General features: G+C 56.8%; 16 protein-coding genes and 2 pseudogenes. 6 read left to right on the top strand and 12 right to left on the bottom strand.

Features of this window, described 5'->3' with window-relative positions; genetic code table 11:
- Positions 1-944: FkbM family methyltransferase (locus tag AKL28_RS21245; protein WP_061286660.1), on the top strand; the 944-nt coding region annotated here is incomplete at its 5' end.
- Between the two features lie 55 nt (positions 945-999).
- Here the strand turns inward: AKL28_RS21245 and AKL28_RS21240 are convergent.
- The 6 genes from AKL28_RS21240 to AKL28_RS21215 form a co-directional block, all read right to left on the bottom strand.
- Positions 1,000-2,235: a class I SAM-dependent methyltransferase gene (locus AKL28_RS21240; protein ID WP_050470325.1), complete on the bottom strand. Its 1,236-nt coding sequence runs from the start codon at positions 2,233-2,235 to the stop codon at positions 1,000-1,002.
- A gap of 21 nt (positions 2,236-2,256) precedes the next feature.
- Positions 2,257-3,219, bottom strand: coding sequence for a GDP-mannose 4,6-dehydratase (locus AKL28_RS21235; RefSeq protein ID WP_197091073.1), 963 nt, complete (start codon positions 3,217-3,219; stop codon positions 2,257-2,259).
- Positions 3,220-3,258: 39 nt separating this feature from the next.
- The gene (gmd, locus tag AKL28_RS21230; protein ID WP_050470324.1) at positions 3,259-4,347 is read right to left on the bottom strand and encodes a GDP-mannose 4,6-dehydratase; all 1,089 of its coding nucleotides are present in this window, start codon (positions 4,345-4,347) and stop codon (positions 3,259-3,261) included.
- A 106-nt stretch (positions 4,348-4,453) separates the two neighbouring features.
- Entirely contained in the window at positions 4,454-5,296 is an 843-nt protein-coding gene (locus AKL28_RS21225; RefSeq protein WP_156226431.1) for a hypothetical protein, read from the bottom strand.
- A complete protein-coding gene (locus tag AKL28_RS21220) occupies positions 5,281-6,354 on the bottom strand; it encodes a hypothetical protein (RefSeq protein WP_176573623.1) in 1,074 nt (357 codons plus the stop codon). The genes AKL28_RS21225 and AKL28_RS21220 overlap by 16 nt, the downstream gene beginning before the upstream one ends.
- Positions 6,355-6,373: 19 nt before the next feature.
- Positions 6,374-7,420 carry a glycosyltransferase family 4 protein gene (locus AKL28_RS21215; protein WP_050470322.1) on the bottom strand — a complete coding sequence of 349 codons (1,047 nt, stop codon included), beginning with the start codon at positions 7,418-7,420 and terminating at the stop codon, positions 6,374-6,376.
- 279 nt (positions 7,421-7,699) lie between these two features.
- Between AKL28_RS21215 and glmU the strand changes: the two genes are divergently transcribed.
- Positions 7,700-9,058: a bifunctional UDP-N-acetylglucosamine diphosphorylase/glucosamine-1-phosphate N-acetyltransferase GlmU gene (gene glmU / locus AKL28_RS21210; RefSeq protein WP_050470321.1), complete on the top strand. Its 1,359-nt coding sequence runs from the start codon at positions 7,700-7,702 to the stop codon at positions 9,056-9,058.
- Between the two features lie 86 nt (positions 9,059-9,144).
- Here glmU and AKL28_RS21205 read toward each other — a convergent pair whose 3' ends face one another.
- On the bottom strand, positions 9,145-9,624 hold the full coding sequence (locus tag AKL28_RS21205; RefSeq protein WP_050470320.1) for an Lrp/AsnC family transcriptional regulator: 480 nt from the start codon (positions 9,622-9,624) through the stop codon (positions 9,145-9,147).
- A 194-nt stretch (positions 9,625-9,818) separates the two neighbouring features.
- Between AKL28_RS21205 and glmS the strand changes: the two genes are divergently transcribed.
- Entirely contained in the window at positions 9,819-11,636 is a 1,818-nt protein-coding gene (gene glmS, locus AKL28_RS21200) for a glutamine--fructose-6-phosphate transaminase (isomerizing) (protein ID WP_050470319.1), read from the top strand.
- A 652-nt stretch (positions 11,637-12,288) separates the two neighbouring features.
- Entirely contained in the window at positions 12,289-12,885 is a 597-nt protein-coding gene (locus AKL28_RS21195) for a 5' nucleotidase, NT5C type (protein ID WP_050470318.1), read from the top strand.
- Positions 12,886-12,970: 85 nt separating this feature from the next.
- Here AKL28_RS21195 and AKL28_RS24645 read toward each other — a convergent pair.
- Positions 12,971-13,114 (bottom strand): annotated as a pseudogene (locus AKL28_RS24645) (MBL fold metallo-hydrolase); the annotation flags it as partial.
- On the opposite strand from AKL28_RS24645, the pseudogene AKL28_RS25400 reads away from it, so the two are divergent.
- Positions 13,114-13,290: pseudogene (locus AKL28_RS25400) on the top strand (IS21 family transposase); the annotation flags it as partial. The pseudogenes AKL28_RS24645 and AKL28_RS25400 overlap by 1 nt on opposite strands.
- 165 nt (positions 13,291-13,455) lie before the next feature.
- Positions 13,456-13,701, top strand: coding sequence for a tyrosine-type recombinase/integrase (locus tag AKL28_RS25395; protein WP_082221607.1), 246 nt, complete (start codon positions 13,456-13,458; stop codon positions 13,699-13,701).
- 158 nt (positions 13,702-13,859) lie between these two features.
- Here AKL28_RS25395 and AKL28_RS21190 read toward each other — a convergent pair whose 3' ends face one another.
- The 4 genes from AKL28_RS21190 to AKL28_RS21175 form a co-directional block, all read right to left on the bottom strand.
- A complete protein-coding gene (locus tag AKL28_RS21190; protein ID WP_050470317.1) occupies positions 13,860-14,183 on the bottom strand; it encodes a c-type cytochrome in 324 nt (107 codons plus the stop codon).
- A 59-nt stretch (positions 14,184-14,242) separates the two neighbouring features.
- Entirely contained in the window at positions 14,243-16,723 is a 2,481-nt protein-coding gene (locus AKL28_RS21185; protein WP_050470316.1) for an arsenate reductase (azurin) large subunit, read from the bottom strand.
- Positions 16,724-16,736: 13 nt separating this feature from the next.
- Complete coding sequence (locus AKL28_RS21180; RefSeq protein ID WP_050470315.1) at positions 16,737-17,261, bottom strand: arsenate reductase (azurin) small subunit; 525 nt, start codon at positions 17,259-17,261, stop codon at positions 16,737-16,739.
- 163 nt (positions 17,262-17,424) lie between these two features.
- Positions 17,425-18,090: GTP 3',8-cyclase MoaA (locus tag AKL28_RS21175; RefSeq protein ID WP_331456576.1), on the bottom strand; the 666-nt coding region annotated here is incomplete at its 5' end.

Genomic DNA, 18,090 nt, shown 5'->3' with positions numbered 1-18,090 from the left:
AGATATCTACACAAATCCTGGCACTGCAGCCACACAATCCCATTGCATTGTTCTATTTGGGCTCGGCCAGCGAAATACAGGGAAATTCTGTAAAAGCCGCCCAACACTATCAGTCGGCTTCGCTGACCTTTCCTCATAACAGCGATTTCTTCGAATGCGCCGTGCGTACGATTGCGCCGGAAAATCTGAAAGACTTCCTTGCGCAATATCAGGAGCGCAAAGCCGGAATAGCCGGCTTCCCCAACAAACCAGCCATCGAACTCGTCGACAATCCGGCCGGCAAGATGTTTGTGCCGCTGTATCCTGACGACGATGTGATTTCCCAAGCCATCAGGTCTGGTGCGATTTTCGATATCAACATCATCCAATGCGCAGCGGAAAATGTTCGTTCAGGCTCCACGGTGATTGATGTCGGCGCCAACTTCGGGCAAATGTCATTGCTGTTTGCCCGCATGGTCGGACCAGAAGGCCAAGTCGTTTCCGTCGAAGCCGATAATTATGTCCACCATATCCTGTCGGAAAATGTGCGTGTCAATGGACTGCAGAATGTGCGCACCATCTGCAATGCGGCACACCAGGAAGAAGGATTGACGGTCTTCTTTCCTGACCAGGATTTCGTACGCTTCAAGACATTCGGTTCGTATGGCATTGACCCCAATGCCAAGCTCGGACGGGAGGTCAAAACCATTACCATCGACTCACTGGATATCCAGACCCCGGTAAGCTTCATGAAGGTTGACGTGCAAGGTTGCGACTTGTTCGCCATGGTGGGTGCGAAGGAAACCATTCGCCGCCATCAAATGCCGATCATTTTCGAATACGAAGAACAGTTCCAAAAAGAGTTCAATACGACCCTCCAAGACTATGTCGACTTCGTCGCGGCGATAGGCTATAAATTTGTCAAAACCGTAGATGGCATCAACTACCTGATCGCCCCCAAGTAAAATCTACACCAGCAAAAAAAAGACGGCCCACGCCGTCTTTTTTTTCGCCTGGCGATCAGCCGATCACCTCCAGCTGCGGTAGCGGAAAGACCAGCTTTCCCTTCTTCAACTTGTGGTTCTTCAGGAAAAACTCCCTGAAGTGCCAGGGCAAGACAATCAGGTAGTCCGGCTCGTCTGCAATGTACTCCGCTTCCGGCACGATGGGCAGCAAGGTTCCGGGAGTGAAGCTACCGTACTTGTCGGGATTGACCTCGCCCACCGATGCAATCTCTTCCGGCGTAAAACCACAGTACTGCAGCAGTACGTTGCCTTTGGTCGATGCCCCCAGGCACACCACGCGCTTGCCTTCTGAAAGCGCCTTGCCGACAAAGCTGCGCAGCGCATCGCGGTTCTCCGCGACCCGCTGCGCAAATGCGCGATAAGGCTGCAACGTATCGAGTCCCGCATCCTGTTCCTGCTGCAAGATCGATTGCAGGCCGGAGAACACCTGGTAAGCCGAGTCCTTCTTGGCTGCGGTGATCGAAAAACTCCCGCCATTGACATCGTTGAATTCGACGTCGACGATCTTCAGGCCGGCCGCCTCCGTCATCCAGTGGATCTGCTTGAGCGCATAGTATTCGAGGTGTTCGTGGCAAGCGGTGTCGTAGGAATTGCGCACCAGCATCAATGGCATATAGCTTTGCTCGAACACCCATATGCCCTTGTCATCCAGGATGCTCGCAACTTCGCGCACGAAATCCAGCGGACGCTCAAGGTCATAGAACATCGAGAAGGATGTCACCACCCGCGCCTGCTTGCCAGGGAACACGCCATGAAACGCCTTCTCCGAAAAGAAATCGGGGACGATCGTGACGCCTTCCGGGTAGTACTGGCGGAATTTTTCCGCGGTAGGGTCGATGCCCACCCGCGTGCCGATCTTGTCGCCATAGGCGCGCAATGTCGTTCCATCGTTGCTGCCGATGTCCAGGATGATCGGATCGCCGCTGACGTCGACCAATTTCAGGATGCGTTCCACCTTGGCATTGAGGTGTTTCACCATGCTGGCGTTGAGCCCTGAACGGTAGCCATAGTTGGCGCCGTACATCTCGTCCAGGTCGTAGGAATGCGCCAGTTGCAGCAGCCCGCAGCAACCGTCCTTGCCCGTGCACTTGAGCAGGCGCAGCGGCCCCCGCGTGATGGCTTGATCGCGCCTCTTCGGAAACACGCCGGTCAGCGTCTGCTCTCCCAGATCCAATACCTGCTCAAGATGGGTATTGCCGCAGATACGGCATGCTTTCAGTTCGGTATACATAAAAGATCCCTACGATTGAAGTTATCCAGTGTGTTCCAGCAGCTTAAGGTCGGCATCGACCATCATTCTGACCATCTCGGGAAACGCGATGCTCGGCGACCATCCCAGTTGGGCGACGAGCTTGGCCGGGTTACCGCGCAGCTCGACAGATTCGGCTCTGCCGGAGAAGGCCGGATTCACCCTGACATGGCGCGCATAATCAAGGCCGACATGCTCGAAGGCATATTTGCAGAAATCCCGGACGCTATGCGTCTTTCCGGTGGCGACGACATAGTCGTCGCCGACCGGGTGCTGCAGCATCCGCCACATGGCGTCGACCGCATCTCCCGCATACGTCCAGTCGCGCCGGCTGTCGAGATTGCCCAGCTCCACCTCGGTGGCGCGACCGGCAGCAATCATGGCTGCCGCGCGGCTGATCTTGCGCGTCACGTAATGTTCCCCGCGCCGTGGGCTCTCGTGATTGAACAGGATCGCCGTCGATGCGTGCACACCATGGCGGCTGCGGTACATGCGCACCATATGCAAGCCATATGCCTTGGCCGCTCCATAACTGTTAACCGGAACGATGGCGGTGGATTCGTCTTGCGGAGTCGTGTCCGTACCCGCAAAGATTTCGCTGCTGGCTGCCTGGCAGAACCGGGCCTGCGGCGCATGCCGGCGAATGGCCTCAAGGAAACGTACCGTGGCCAGACCGTTGATCTCAGCGGTTTCCAAAGGCTCGTCGAAGAGCTGGGCGCTGGAAGCGCGGGCGGCCAGGTTGTAGATCTCGTCGGGCGACACCGAGGCAACCGCATGCGCCACCGCCGCGGTATCGGCCAGATCAAGCTGCAGCACATCGACCCGGGCGCTGCCCACCTCGACCGTACCGGCACGGGCATGGCTGGTCCCTACTACGCGATAACCGCGAGCACATAACAGTTCCGCGAGATAACTGCCATCCTGCCCCGCGATCCCCGTTACCAATGCCGTCTTTTGAACTGACACGCCGTCTCCCATCATTGCGCCGGGCGATTCTTTCCGCACTTATTCATGATAGGTGTTGGTGTAATAGCCGTGGCGCTTTGTCAGTTCGTCCCGTTCGGTGGTCTTCAAGTCTTCCCGCACCATCTCCTCCACCAATTCGCGGAACGAAATCTTCGGCTCCCAGCCCAGCAAGGTCTTGGCCTTCGAAGAATCGCCCAGCAGGGTTTCGACTTCGGTCGGGCGGAAATAGCGGGGATCGACCGATACAATGCATTTCCCGTTGTCGTCATAGCCCTTCTCGTCCACGCCTTCGCCTTTCCAGTGCATCTTGATGCCGAGCTCTTGCGCGGCGATGTTCACGAAATCCCGGACGCTGTGCTGGACGCCGGTAGCGATCACGAAATCCTCAGGCTTGTCCTGCTGCAGCATGAGCCATTGCATCTCCACATAATCCTTGGCATGCCCCCAGTCGCGCAGGGCGTTGAGGTTGCCGAGGTACAAATGGTCCTGCAACCCCAGCTTGATGCGGGTGAGCGCGCGGGTAATCTTGCGGGTAACGAAATTCTCGCCGCGCAGCGGCGACTCGTGGTTGAACAGGATGCCGTTGCAGGCGTAGATGCCGTAGGCTTCGCGGTAGTTGACGGTAATCCAGTACGCATACAGCTTGGCCACGGCATAGGGGCTGCGCGGATAGAAGGGCGTCGTTTCCTTTTGCGGCACTTCCTGCACCAGGCCAAACATCTCGGAAGTGGATGCCTGGTAAAAACGGGTCTTCTTGGCCATGCCCAGCAGGCGGATCGACTCCAGCAGCCGCAACGTGCCCACGCCGTCCACATCGGCGGCATATTCGGGAGACTCGAAACTGACCGCGACGTGGCTCATGGCCGCCAGGTTGTAGATTTCGTCCGGCTGCGTCTGCTGGATGATGCGCGTCAGATTCGACGAATCGCTCAGGTCGCCGTGGTGCAGGAAGAAGCGCACACCCTCTTCGTGCGGGTCATTGTAAAGGTGGTCGACCCGGGCCGTATTGAACTGCGAAGCGCGGCGCTTGAGTCCGTGGACGATATATCCCTTGCTGAGCAGCAGCTCCGCCAGATAAGCGCCATCCTGACCCGTGACGCCGGTGATCAATGCAACCTTGTTCGCCATTTCTCCATCCTTCTCAGATTATGTTCTTGCCCTCGGGGCCGGATTGCGCCCCTTTCCTTATCCTGTCCTGCCTGCCGCATGAACAACGGCACCGGCAAGCGCGGCCCTATGTGACCCGGCCTGTCGTCGAAGTGACTGCCTGCGATTCTGACAGCATCATGTTCTGGCCGAACCTCGCGCCCTGCCCGAGCAATTCCAGGATCATGAAACTCTGCAAACGCTCCAGCAGGAATCCCATGGAACGGCGCTGGTATCCCTCGCGCGCGACGAAATAGGGCGAATGCAGGAAATCGGCCGCCCGCTCAAGGTAGGCAAACAGCTTCTTGAAGGTCTTCACATCGTAGATGCCGACGCTGCATGCGGGAATGATGTGTTCGGAACGCAGAAATTTGGCGGCGTCCCGCGGCGAAAACATCTCGATCTCGATCAGGTATTTCACGAAGTTCAGCATGTCCTCAAGCACGTGCTGCGTAGCGTACTGCGTCAGTACGCCGTCCGGAAACCGTACCGGTGTGTTGAAGCATGGCCCCTCGTAAGTGCGGCTGAAGCAGGCCGCATAGGCGTCCAGATCGTCTTCCTGGATGGTAGTGATCCATGATCCATTGCTGGCGCGATTGCCGGCCACCGGTTGCGGCGATACAAACCGGCGGTACTGGAAGATATTCACATATTCGGCATCCGGCGCCAGCGCATCTATTTTGTTGTACAGCCAAAACAATTGCCCATACTCGGATAGGGAGTGGCCGTTTTCCCCGTACAGATCATCCGGCACGATCGCCTTGCGTTTTCCGCCTCCACTGAAGACGTTGGGTGCAATGACCAGATCGATGAAATGTGTATGCTTTTCAGGGAATGGCAGATGCCCGACACAAACATTGAAAGTATTCATACCTGATGAAATCCTGTCCCGTAATGATCCTGTAATGCCGTCCGTCAGCGGCTGTTCCATTCCGACAGCCTGAGCGCCGCGCCGCCCTTCTGCGAGACCGAGGCCGGCGCTGCCGGAGCGGGGGGGGGAACGCTGGCGGCAGCCGGTGGCGCGATCGTAACGACCGGCGCCACCGGCGCTGCCGCCATTGGCGCCTGCACACCGGGGGCGGATGCAGCCGTAGCCTCGGACAGACCGAAAGCAGCGTAGCCGCCAACGTCATTGAGCTGCTCGCCTTCGAAGACCAGGACATCGCCGATCAGCTTGTCCTCGTAATATTCGCCCTCGAACAGTCCTGGAAAACGCATCAGCGACAGGATCAGCTTTTCCAGCGCCCGGGCTCCCAGATAGTACGCGCCGCCCGCGGCCCAAGGCCGCAACACGGGGCGTCCATAGACGCGCTTGTTCAGGTCCTGGCTCAGGCATAGACCCCAGTGCCAGCAGCGGTCATGTTCGCTTCCGCCGGAAGGCACGCCGGCATATCCACCTTCGTGCGCAAGCCGCTCCAGGCTTGCACGCAGCTTCGCGCCGTCCTGCAGGACCATATCGTCATCGACCTTCAGCACACCGACATTGGCGCCGATGTTTTCATAAACCCAGGTGAAAGCCGCCGCCACCTTTTGCGGATTCGATTCGTAGCGGTCGGACACATCCACCTGCAGGGCGCGCGCATGGGCGATAGATGGCGTGTCAGCGCCACTGACGATCATGTAATCGATGTCGGCCTGGTCGAATTGCGCGGCCAGCCGGAAAGCCTTTGCTTCGTTGATCTTGCTGGTAATGATCAGCACGAGACTATGTATGCCAGCCTCCTTTTTGACCAGTTGCCGATAATCTTCCACGATCTCGCTGTTGTAAGGCATGGTGGCAATGGCCGACTTCAGGTGCCAGATTGCTGCGCCGTTATTGCCGCGCTCATGCTCGACCTGGAAACGCCTGTAATCCAGCGTCCACTTGTAGGCGGAATGGATGTGAGGAAAATCCTGGTCCAGGCGGTCGCACTCCCGCAGAATACTGTCCCAGGTAATCGGCGAGAGCGGCATCTGCAGAAGATTTGTCACACGTTCGTTGAAAGTCATCGTTATTCCCAATCCAGATTCAGTAGCCCAGTTTCTTGATCTCAGCCTGCGTCTGCGCCCGATAGATGATGCGTTCAAACTCGTCGGCCCAGTCGCTGGCAAGGTGGTTGAGCAACAAGCCCTTGCCGGCACGGGTGACACTGCGGCGCACATCGTCGCTGGTCATCAGGATGCGCAAGTTGGATGCCAGCACTTCAATATTGCCCACCGGATGCATCAGCACATTGACGCCGTTGCGCAAGCCAATATGACGGTAGGTTTCCAAGTCGGACAGGCAGACCGGCACCTCCAGCTCGAAAGCCTCCCAGATCGTCAGCGGCTGCGATTCGGAATTGCTGGCCAGCACGTAAGCATCGGCCGATGCCAGGTAGCGCAGGGTTTCCTCATTGGGCAGCTCGCCCATCAATCGATAGCGCTCAGGCAGCGCCTCGACCAGGCGTTTGGCGCCGTCGCTCATTTGCAGATACTTGCCGATGAAGAGCACTTCGACACTGTTGCGCAACTCCTCGTCCATGGCATTGACCGCCATGATGGTGTCTTCCATGCGCTTGCGCGGTTCAATGGTGCCAATGCAGACGATGCGTTTCTTGTCTTTCGGCTTCGGCGTCAGGTCTTCCTGCTTGTAGATGGCATCGTTCCAGAACGGCAAGACATGCACGGCAGCAGGGCTGTCGAACAGGAAACTGCCATAAACGATGCGCTGGAATGCGGTCTGGAAGACGATATGCGATGCCTTCTTGAAACCGGGCGCCATTTGCGGATAGTGTATGAGCAGATCGCGCCCGATTTCGGCCTCATGGATCCACCAGACCACCGGGCATCTCGACGCCAGATCAGCTACCGCCGCCCCTGACAAGATGCAGTTGGAGACGATCACATCGGCACTCTCGATGTTCTTGACGATGGGAATGCCCAACGCTTCGAACTTCTTGCGCACATCGCCCGGGCCGTCGATACGCGGCATGACGTACACCTCATGGTTCTGCACAAGCCGTTCTGCCAGGCGCAACATCGCAATGCTCGCGCCGGTGGTATAAAACTCGTCGTTCAACAATAAGATCTTCATTCACTGCTTCCATGGATATCCCGGCCTTGCCGGAATCCGTTATCGTTATCTTGGCGCTATTGGAACCCGTCCTCCGGAATGATGCCGCGCTGCAACCCGCAGCAGGCTTTCCGGCGCATCAGGCGTACTCCGTGCAGACTGCCATCATAATTGCCGCCCAGCTACGCAAAGGGCCGAGTACATGCGGAAATGACCTTCAACTTTGCATTTGGACAAGGCCGGGAACAATGCCTGCATGCTAGACTTTCGGCTTTCGTTTCGCTCGATACAAGCTCTTACATGAACATCGTCATCCTCGCCGCAGGCATGGGCAAACGCATGCAATCGGCCCTGCCCAAAGTCTTGCATCCGCTCGCTGGAAAACCACTGCTGGGCCACGTCATCGACACCGCCCGTTCGCTCTCGCCCAAGAAGTTATGCGTGGTTTACGGCCACGGCGGCGATGCGGTGCCCAAGGCTTTCGCGGACGCCGGCCTGTCGTTCGCCAAACAGGAACCGCAACTGGGCACCGGCCACGCGGTGATGCAAGCCTTGCCGCACATCGAGGACGATGCGCCGACCCTGATCCTCTACGGCGACGTGCCGCTGACCACGCCTGCCTCGCTGCAGCGCCTGCTGGATGCGGCCGGCAACGACAAGCTGGGCGTCCTGACCATTACCCTGGACGACCCGACCGGCTACGGCCGCATCGTGCGCGAGAACGGCAGGATCACCAGCATCGTCGAGCAAAAGGATGCCAGCGAAGCCCAGCGCGCCATCCGCGAGATCAACACCGGCATCATCGCCGCGCCCACGGCCAGGCTGCGCAAATGGCTGGCCGCGCTGTCCAACAAGAACACCCAGGGCGAATATTATTTGACTGACATCATCGCCCTGGCCGTAGCCGACGGCGTCGAAGTGGTTTCCGCCCAACCCGGCGACGTGGCCGAAACGCTGGGCGTCAACAGCAAGGCCCAACTGGCTGAACTGGAACGCGTGCACCAGCGCAATATCGCCAACAAACTGCTTGAGCTGGGGGCGACGCTGGCCGACCCGGCGCGTATCGATGTACGCGGCGAGCTCGTCTGCGGCCGCGATGTCGCCATCGACGTCAACTGCGTGTTCGAAGGCCGTGTCAGCATCGCCGAAGGCGCCGCCATCGGTGCCAATTGCGTCATCAAGAACGCCAGCATCGGCGCCGGCGCCAATATCAAACCCTTCTCCCATATCGAAGGCGCGGTAGTCGGCGCCAGCGCCCAGGTCGGCCCGTATGCACGCCTGCGCCCCGGCACCGAACTGGCGCAGGATGTCCATGTGGGCAACTTCGTCGAGGTCAAGAACAGCATCGTCGGCGTCGGCAGCAAGGCCAACCACCTGGCTTACGTGGGTGATGCCGACGTGGGCAGCGGCGTCAACATCGGCGCCGGCGTGATCACCTGCAATTACGACGGCGCCAACAAATTCCGCACCGTCATCGAAGACGACGCCTTCATCGGCAGCGATTCGCAACTGGTGGCGCCGGTGCGGGTCGGCAAGGGCGCCACACTGGGCGCCGGCACCACGCTGACCAAGGATGCCCCTGCCGGCCAGCTCACGCTATCGCGCGCCAAGCAGCTCTCGCTGCCGGGCTGGCAGCGTCCGGTAAAAATCAAGAAATAATCGTCCGGGCGAACAGTCCCGCAAAACGAAAAGGACCGGATCAGCACATCGCGAGCCGGTCCTTTTTATATTGCCCCTGTTCCTGTCTATTCCTTCTGTGCATCGATAGGAACCGCCGTCTCGAACTTGCTGCGCAGAATCGAGAAATAGCTGCGCACGTTGCGCACATTCTTTTGCGAAGCGAACAAGCGATGCGCCAGCGCATGGTAGGCAGGCATGTCGGCCACCAGCACCACCAGCACAAAATCCGGGCCAGGCGACACCCGGTAGCACTGCTGCACCGCCGGCTCATCGGCCACCAGCGACTCGAACGATTGCTGCTCTTCATCCCCCTGGCGATCCAGCGTGATTTCGACGATGGCGGTCAAGGTCGATGCCAGTTTTTCCGTATCCAGCAAGGCCACCTGACGTGCGATCACACCCGCCTCGGTCAGCCGCTTGACCCGGCGCAAACATGTGGGCGGCGACGCGTGCACCGACTCCGCCAACTGATGGTTGGTCTGGCTGGCATCGGTTTGCAGCGCCTTCAGGATGCGGCGATCCAGATCATCGAGTTCAAGTTTCATCCGGCATCCAGGTTGTAATCATGCTGTTTAGCCAATGCAATGAGAAATATAATTTCGTATAATTAATATATATTTCATTTAATTTCATCATCAATTTTAAGAGCAATAATAATTCATATTTGATTTATTTTAGAAATCTTATTTCACTCCTACTCGCCTAATATGGCCTCACATTTCTTCCAGCGAGGTCCAGCATGTGCGGTATCGTCGGCGCAGTTGCGCAACAAAACGTCACTCCCATCCTGCTCGAGGGCTTAAAGCGCCTCGAATACCGCGGATACGATTCCTGCGGCGTCGCGCTGTACGTGAACGGCAAGCTGCAGCGCTCACGCAGCACCTCGCGCGTAGCCGAGCTGCAAAAGCAGATAGAACAGACCGGCCTGGCCGGTTTCACCGGCATCGCCCACACGCGCTGGGCTACCCACGGCGCCCCCGCCACGCATAATGCCCATCCGCACTTCTCGCGCGACCGCATCGCGCTGGTCCACAACGGCATCATCGAAAACCACGACGAACTACGCGCCGAGCTGCAAGCTGCCGGCTACGTGTTCGAAAGCCAGACCGACACCGAAGTCATCGCCCACCTGATCGACCACATGTACGACGGCGACCTGTTCGCCACCGTGCAACAGGCCGTGCGCCGCCTGACCGGCGCCTATGCCATCGCCGTGTTCTCATCCGACGAACCGCACCGCGTAGTCGCCGCCCGCCAGGGCTCACCGCTGATCGTTGGCTTAGGCGTTGGCCAGAACTTCGTCGCCTCCGATGCCATGGCGCTGGCCGGCACCACCGACCAGATCATCTACCTGGAAGAAGGCGACGTGGTTGACCTGCAATTGCAGAAAGTCTGGATCGTCGACGCCGCAGGCAAGCCGGCCGAACGCGAAGTGCGCACCGTGCAAGCCTTCAGCAGCGCGGTCGAACTCGGCCCCTACCAGCACTACATGCAAAAGGAAATTTTCGAGCAGCCCCGCGCCATCGCCGACACGCTCGAAGGCGTGGCTGGCATCATGCCCGAACTGTTCGGCGACAAGGCCTACAAGATCTTCAAGGAAATCGACTCGGTTCTGATCCTGGCTTGCGGCACCAGCTACTACGCCGGCCTCACCGCCAAGTACTGGCTGGAATCGATCGCCAAGATCCCGGTCAACGTCGAGATCGCCAGCGAATACCGCTATCGCGACAGCGTGCCCAATCCGAAATCGCTGGTCGTCACCATTTCGCAAAGCGGCGAAACCGCCGACACGCTGGCCGCACTCAAGCATGCACGCAGCCTCGGCATGGCGCACACGCTGACCATCTGCAACGTCGCCACCAGCGCGATGGTGCGCGAATGCGAACTGGCCTACATCACGCGCGCCGGCGTCGAAGTCGGCGTCGCCTCGACCAAGGCGTTCACCACCCAACTGGTGGCCTTGCTCCTGCTCACGCTTTCGCTGGCGCAAATACGCGGCCTGCTGACGCAGGAACAGGAAGAAGCCCACCTCAAAGCCATGCGCCACCTGCCTGCCGCACTGCAAAGCGTGCTGGCACTGGAACCCAGCATCGTGGCTTGGGCCGAAGCCTTCGCCCGCCGCGAAAACGCCCTCTTCCTCGGCCGCGGCCTGCACTACCCGATCGCACTGGAAGGCGCCTTGAAGCTCAAGGAAATCACCTACATCCACGCCGAAGCCTACGCTGCCGGCGAACTCAAGCACGGCCCGCTGGCGCTGGTGACCGACCAGATGCCGGTCGTCACCATCGCTCCCAACGACGCACTGGTGGAAAAGCTGAAATCGAACATGCAGGAAGTCCGCGCCCGCGGCGGCCAGCTCTATGTGTTCGCCGACGGCGATTCACACATCAACTCAAGCGAAGGCCTGCATGTGATCCGCATGCCCGAGCACTATGGTGTGCTCTCGCCTATCCTGCACGTGGTGCCTCTGCAATTGCTGGCTTACCATACCGCGCTGGCACGCGGTACCGATGTGGACAAGCCGCGTAATCTGGCTAAATCGGTGACGGTGGAATAAGGTTTGTTGCATGAACTGACCACACATGTTATTACTAAAGTTACGGCACATGCAGCCCATCCATAGCGGCATTAATACTATAATTTTGCAATTACGGCTTATTATTCCAATTAGATTTACATGATGCAAAACAGCAAGAAAAAAGCTCGTCAATTTTGCTATCTCGGATGAAGTAATGCGAACCTCAATCGCGTAGCCTTCGTTTTGAAGGCGAGCGAGATAAGGACTACGACTGATCAGCGCGCGAGACATTGAACACCCTCCCTTCTTTGACCTTAGCCGCCTCAATGGAGATGGTTGCGAACCATAAAGGACGAAATGTGGAGGCGAAACTGAATAAAGTCCTAGGCGATCACGGAGTTACAACTGGCTTTTATCGGCACCAATACCAAAAAGATGTTGCCCCAAAGCTTTAGACAGGGAGTACATCCTCAATTTCCTTCAGACATACAAGTATGCGGTCCCTGAGGAATGACCTAAGCTCGCATCCAGACGATAGCTAGGATCGTAAGTGGGTACAGGCTCTGGATGTGCTCCATTTCCGTAAAGGACGTTGAAATCTTTCAGATGCGCATTGCATTTGCTGAAAATCGGCATACGATGAAGCTCGACGATCACGATTGAGGATGTCGGTGTAACTCGCGCTTCGACCATGGCTCTCATTGCTCTCGATGCAGATGGTGTATTGCTGGACTACCACGCGGCATACCGCGACGCATGGTCACGGGCGTTTGGATATTTACCTTCCCTCCGCGATCCTCATGCTTATTGGCCGATCGACCGCTGGGATGTTGAAAAACTCTTAGGCCCGCGATTGGCACATTTCCGGTCGCATTTCAACGAAGAGTTTTGGAGTTCCATACCGCCCTGTAAAGGTGCGATTGAGGCTTGCCAACGATTGCGCGCGGCAGGCTATGAGCTGGTCTGCGTTAGCGCCATAGAAGATCAATTTTTAGCAGCTCGCACGAAGAACATTCAGGATTGCGGCTTTCCTGTCGATCGGGTCTATGCGACTCATGGCACCGCCGGCCCTATCAGCCCGAAAGCAGAGACACTGGCAAAATTGTCTCCCGTCGCATTCGTCGACGATTATCTCCCCTATATGCGCGGCCTACCGGCCGACATTCATGCTGCGCTGGTAGTACGTGAGCCCAACGGCAGTCCCAACACAGGCGACGAATTGAGGATCGTGCAGTCTCAGCACAAAGACCTCGACGCTTTCTCTACCTGGTGGTTGGCCAACACCTGACTGATCGCCAGAGAAAAGGGCTCGCCACCGAAGTTGCCCACCTTTTACTCTGTCCAGCTCTCTATAGTCAGTTCTGCAGCGCAGTCTACATTTCCTTGCCGCGTTCGGCGGTCAAGATTCGCGGATGACAGATGTCGAAGGCTCCGTCGTAGGCGCGAGTGACGTCGAACGGCAGGCGGTGTTCTTAGATGAAGACCTTAGCGAACTTTGGGTTCATCAGCGTACGGGTACCTGTTCGATGCAGAATTCTGCAATCCCGCTTCCGGACGAGAAAAAGGGAAAGTCGAAAAGAATGTTCGGGACAGTCGCAACAGGATATGGCGAAAAGTCACGCCATTTTCCAGCCTAGCTGCCTTGAACGGATGGCTGACTGCCGAATGCCTACGCCTTTGGAAGGCAATTATGGCGATATATTTGCCGCGCACATAGGCGGATCGAAGCCTCAAGGGCACAAGCTAAAAAACTCCGGTTTTATCAAAGCTCTGCCCAGTGACTGCCCACTTGGATTTGCTAGCAGTCAGCGGCCTAAGAACCGGCGCCGTCTCCCGTGGCATCGACCGATGAGGCGCGATCAGTGAGGCACCGGTCAATGCGGACAGCATCATCCCGTTGTTCCGGCGCATTCTAAAGGCCGCCGGCGTGAGAGACGTACATCTATATACCTCACACTCCTTGCGTCGCGGATTCGCCACGAGGGCCAGTGCTAATGGTTGGGAGCTGCGGCCCCTCATGGAATATGTCAGATGGAAAAATGTTGCGTCTGCGTCTCGCTACGTCGATTCCCATGTCCCCTACCATCGCGAGATGTTGGAGTGACTCGTCCCTCAAAAACAGAAAGCCATTGACTAGTTTCGAGTTAGTACCGTTAGGTGTTGGGGCCGCACTTCGCAACGAGGAAAAGTCATATTACAGCTGAATTTCCTTGTCGCTCAGACAGGCAAGGCGCAGCCACTGCGTTATTCTGAGTCGCCGAGTTACTTTCCTCCTTCCAGAATCCACTGCGCAAGGAGTTTGGCCTCTGCGTCCGATAGACTTGGATGTGCGGGCATTGGAATTGCCCCCCAGACACCAGCGCCACCGTTCTTGATTTTCTTCGCGAGAGAATCGGGTGCACCTTTGTCTCCCTTGTACTTCGTAGCCACTTCGTTAAAGCCAGGCCCGACAATTTTGTTGTTCGCAGCATGACAGGTCATACAGTCAGATTTGCCAACAATAAGTTTTGCTTTGCTTGCATCCACAGCATAAGCATTCGCACTGACGACTAATGCACTTGCAACAGTGATAATACGCAAAAACATAGGAGCCTTTCTAAAGTAAATGCGGAAAGATAAATCCCTCCGCGCAAATAAGACGTTCTCTATACGTTATCGAACGCGCGTCGTTTGGTAGAAACTGCTTTCTTATAGCGCTCGATAGAGCCGACCTTGCGGATGCTTCCCCATGTTCCTTTGTAATAAGGAATGATGTTGCGATCCACCCAATCTGTCGTGACATTGCCTTGGATACCGTTAACGTAGCCGAACAACATGAAAGTTTGCGACGGCTTAATGTCTTTGACCGGATAGGCCATCGCATGGGTTGATCCATAGTCATTGAACACTTCAACCACATCACCGGCGACGACGCCTAGAGCGCGAGCGTCATCGGGATTGAGCTCGATGTAGGCCAAGGGATAGCGCCCTTTGACGAATTCGTTGTACTGATCGTGGTATGCGGTCTGCCAGACTTCATTCGCACGACCGTTGTTCAGCCAGAACTTGTGCTTTTCTTTCAGCGCCTGTACCGGTGGTGGCAATCCCGTCCACGATGCAGGTTTGAACTGCGCCTTGCCGTCCTTGGTGTCAAACTTGTTGTCGTCGTAGTGAATCGGCGTACCAATCAACTTGCCGTTCTCGACACGCTTGATCGGCAACTGCACGCCGTTTGTACCAGCAGAGCGCAGCAGCGCATAGGTCGCCAGATGGCCAGTATCGCCACCTTGACTGTCGATCGGACCTGCGCCCGGCTGTCCAGCGCGCCGGAACCCGTCATTGAACGCGTCTTCTTCGGTCTTCCAGTCAAATCCGGAGAATTGCGCCACCATGTCGGTTTTACCCTCGGCGGCATAGAGGCCTTTGACCGTATTGGCAACCCGCGCCGCGATCAGGCAATCCGGCATGGCTTCGCCCGGTGGATCCATAAACTTCTCCGACAAACGCATGCGCCGCTCGCCGTTCATTGACGTCAGATTCATCTCGCCCGGGTGCGCCGCCGGCAGCATCAGGTGAGCTGCCTCAGCAAGCTTGGTTGGGTAGAGATTGATGCTGGCCACAAAGAGGCCGCCCTTGCTGGTCGCTTCGTAGATAATCTCCACCATCTCCGCTGCAGTCGCCCCACGGGCCTTGGTCATGGCGTCCTTGACGATCTGGCTTCTGCGAATGGTCGCTTCACGCAGTCCCTGGGCGTTGTTGGAGGTCTGGAAGTTGTTGGATCCCCACCAGGTCATCATGCGGCCGCGGCCTTGGATAATTTCTTGGTCCACGTAGATCTTTTCACCGGTCGGATGCGGGGGCCGCACATATCCTTCCTGGTGGCCGCCCATGCGCACGCAGCCGGTGCCACGCCGACCGACGTTTTGAGTAGCAATCACCAGATTCAGGAGAGCGGACTGAATGTTGTAGTTGTCATTTCCCCAGATGATTCCTTTCTCATAGGCGTGCATGGTACGGGGTGTTATACCTGGTGCCTTCGGCTTATAAGACCATTCAGCCGCCTGCCGCAACTTCGCTTCCGACACGCCCGTGATGCGACTGCATTCAGCCAGACTGATCTTGGCTGTCTTGACAGCTTCATCGAACCCGCTGGTGTGCGCGGCGATGAATTCCTTCGCAATCCATCCTTGCTCGACGACATAAGAAAACAGTCCATTGAGCAGTGCTGCGTCGGTTCCCGGATTGATATCCAGATGCAGCACGCGGTCCTTGGCCATTTGCTCGGCAATAACGATGGACGTGGTACGGCGCGGATCCACAAAAATGAAACGTCCCGCCTCGACAGGTTCGCCAGCGAACCACTGCTTTTTCTTTTCTACGGTTGCGCCCGATAGATTGGGCAGCCAGTGATTCAGAAAATAATTGGTTTGCGCTTCATAGGGATTGTTGCCGATGGACCAGATGACATCAGCAACCTGGGCATCTTCGTAGCTATTGTTCAGCTCGCCAACGCCCATTTCGCGGGTTGCATGGCATTCGGAGTTGTACGCAGGACGATTATGGATACGCACGGTCGGCGTCTTGATGGCGGTAAACATCAATTTACCGGTACCCCAGGTATTTTCAAAGCCACCGCCGGCGCCACCATGGTCAAACGTCGAATACATGATGCTGCGTGGGCCATCCTTGTCCAGGATCTTCTTGATCAAACCGCCATAGATGGCAAGTGCGTTGTCCCATGAAGTATCCAGCCATTGATCGCTCGCATACAGACGTGGATACAGCAAGCGCTCGTCAGTGATGCCATCCGGGGTGTACATATAGGACGCCATTTTTCCGCCACGCGTTGAACTGAGACCGGAATTGACGGAACACTGTTTGTCCGGAACGATCATGATGTTGCTGCGCTTGCCGTCCCTCCCGGTGATGACGTTCGTCATCGCTGGCGTTAGCGTTACGGCCATGGGTGGAAGCTGTTTCGTAAAATCCAGCCCCAACGCATTTTGGTTAGGGGCCCGACCACCTTCGCTGTTGGCATCCCATTTGTAGACGTGATAACCGCAACCGACGATACAGAAGTGGCACGTCATGTTGGTCTTTTGTGCATTGACCGGTGGCAATGCGATACGGTCTTTCAGATTCGCCATGATATCTCCCCGATCAGAGTAAGTTGGATTGACGGCCGTAAATCAAGCCATTGACGCCGACGGCAGTGACGGAATCCGTCTTGGCGTCGTACTTCAGATCAATTTGCGGAAGATTCTCGGTCGCGTGCCCACAGACCATCTGGCCATTGTTCTCCGGATCGAAGATCGAGTAGTGACAGGGACATTTGAATGTCTTGGCGTCGGTATCAAACGACACCGGGCAGCCCATGTGCGAACACAGAATGCTGTAAGCCACGATGTTTCCTTCGGGGCCCACACCACCTGGAGCTGCAGAGTCCATCTTGAGGGCGACGCAAGGAGATGCCGCGTCGGGATAATTAAAACTGACGGGGGTCAGCACCTTCATGCCGCGAGACTTGCCTACTGCCGTCGACGGATAAGGCAAGGTTGTCGCACCCAGATTTGGCTTTGTTTTGGTTGCAGCTTCGGCCGTTGCGTGCGTGCCCACGGTGCCGACAGCAGCAACAGTCGCCGTTGTGGCTTTCAGGAATGCGCGGCGGCTCACTTGATTGTCCATCGAATGTCTCCCTCGTTGTGTGGTGACATCTACTAGGCAATTTGCGTGCTCACCTACGGCGATTTGTTAAGTGATTGAATTCATTCGCTTGCTGTGTTGCAGCATATCGTTCACGTTACGAATGAGTAACCAAATGCCGTTACGGATCAGTAACTGCGTATTTTTATCCACCGATATACGACATCTCAACTTTAGCTGAGCGGGCCGCGTTGAGCGTAGCGCGTCGCTCCGAGTAGCGGTCATCGCGTGCCCGCCAAATATTTGCCAGTTGTTGATTTAAGAGTTCGTCAGTGGAGAGTGGATCGCGCAATGTGGTGCGCAAGTCGGCGCCATGCGAGCCAAAAAGACAGGTATACAGTTTTCCATCAGTCGATAAGCGGACGCGATTGCAGGTTCCACAAAAAGGCGCCGTGATGCTGGAGATCAATCCGATTTCGAGACTGCCGTCGGCCAGCTTGTAACGCCGCGCGGTTTCTCCGAATCGATCGTGAGCCAGTGACTCCAGGGCATGATGCTCCTGAACCAGGCTCACAATATCATCTGAAGGAAGGACATGATCAGATTTCCAACCATTGGTCGATCCGACGTCCATGAATTCAATGAACCGAAGAATGGCACCACTGCCACGGAAGTGTTCGATCAATGGGAGGATCTGATCATCGTTGACGCCCCGCTTTACAACGATATTCACTTTTACCGGCGCCAGACCAGATGCTAATGCGGCATCGATTCCACGCAAAACAGTATCGACCGAAAAATCGACATCGTTCATGCGACGAAAGACTTGCTCGTCAATCGCGTCCAGACTCACGGTAATGCGATGCAGACC

It is taken from the genome of Herbaspirillum chlorophenolicum, assembly GCF_001189955.1.
Taxonomy (GTDB): Bacteria; Pseudomonadota; Gammaproteobacteria; order Burkholderiales; family Burkholderiaceae_D; genus Herbaspirillum; species Herbaspirillum chlorophenolicum.
The sequence above is the reverse complement of the archived record's forward strand: the minus strand, read 5'-3'. Positions and strand labels throughout refer to the sequence as shown.

Excerpts from the sequence above, each read along its gene's own strand:
- AKL28_RS21240 (WP_050470325.1), bottom strand. The coding sequence starts at position 2,235 with ATGTATACCGAACTGAAAGCATGCCGTATCTGCGGCAATACCCATCTT.
- gmd (WP_050470324.1), bottom strand. The coding sequence starts at position 4,347 with ATGGCGAACAAGGTTGCATTGATCACCGGCGTCACGGGTCAGGATGGC.
- AKL28_RS21225 (WP_156226431.1), bottom strand. The coding sequence starts at position 5,296 with ATGGAACAGCCGCTGACGGACGGCATTACAGGATCATTACGGGACAGG.
- AKL28_RS21220 (WP_176573623.1), bottom strand. The coding sequence starts at position 6,354 with ATGACTTTCAACGAACGTGTGACAAATCTTCTGCAGATGCCGCTCTCG.
- AKL28_RS21215 (WP_050470322.1), bottom strand. The coding sequence starts at position 7,420 with ATGAAGATCTTATTGTTGAACGACGAGTTTTATACCACCGGCGCGAGC.
- glmU (WP_050470321.1), top strand. The coding sequence starts at position 7,700 with ATGAACATCGTCATCCTCGCCGCAGGCATGGGCAAACGCATGCAATCG.
- AKL28_RS21205 (WP_050470320.1), bottom strand. The coding sequence starts at position 9,624 with ATGAAACTTGAACTCGATGATCTGGATCGCCGCATCCTGAAGGCGCTG.
- glmS (WP_050470319.1), top strand. The coding sequence starts at position 9,819 with ATGTGCGGTATCGTCGGCGCAGTTGCGCAACAAAACGTCACTCCCATC.
- AKL28_RS21195 (WP_050470318.1), top strand. The coding sequence starts at position 12,289 with ATGGCTCTCATTGCTCTCGATGCAGATGGTGTATTGCTGGACTACCAC.
- AKL28_RS21190 (WP_050470317.1), bottom strand. The coding sequence starts at position 14,183 with ATGTTTTTGCGTATTATCACTGTTGCAAGTGCATTAGTCGTCAGTGCG.
- AKL28_RS21185 (WP_050470316.1), bottom strand. The coding sequence starts at position 16,723 with ATGGCGAATCTGAAAGACCGTATCGCATTGCCACCGGTCAATGCACAA.
- AKL28_RS21180 (WP_050470315.1), bottom strand. The coding sequence starts at position 17,261 with ATGGACAATCAAGTGAGCCGCCGCGCATTCCTGAAAGCCACAACGGCG.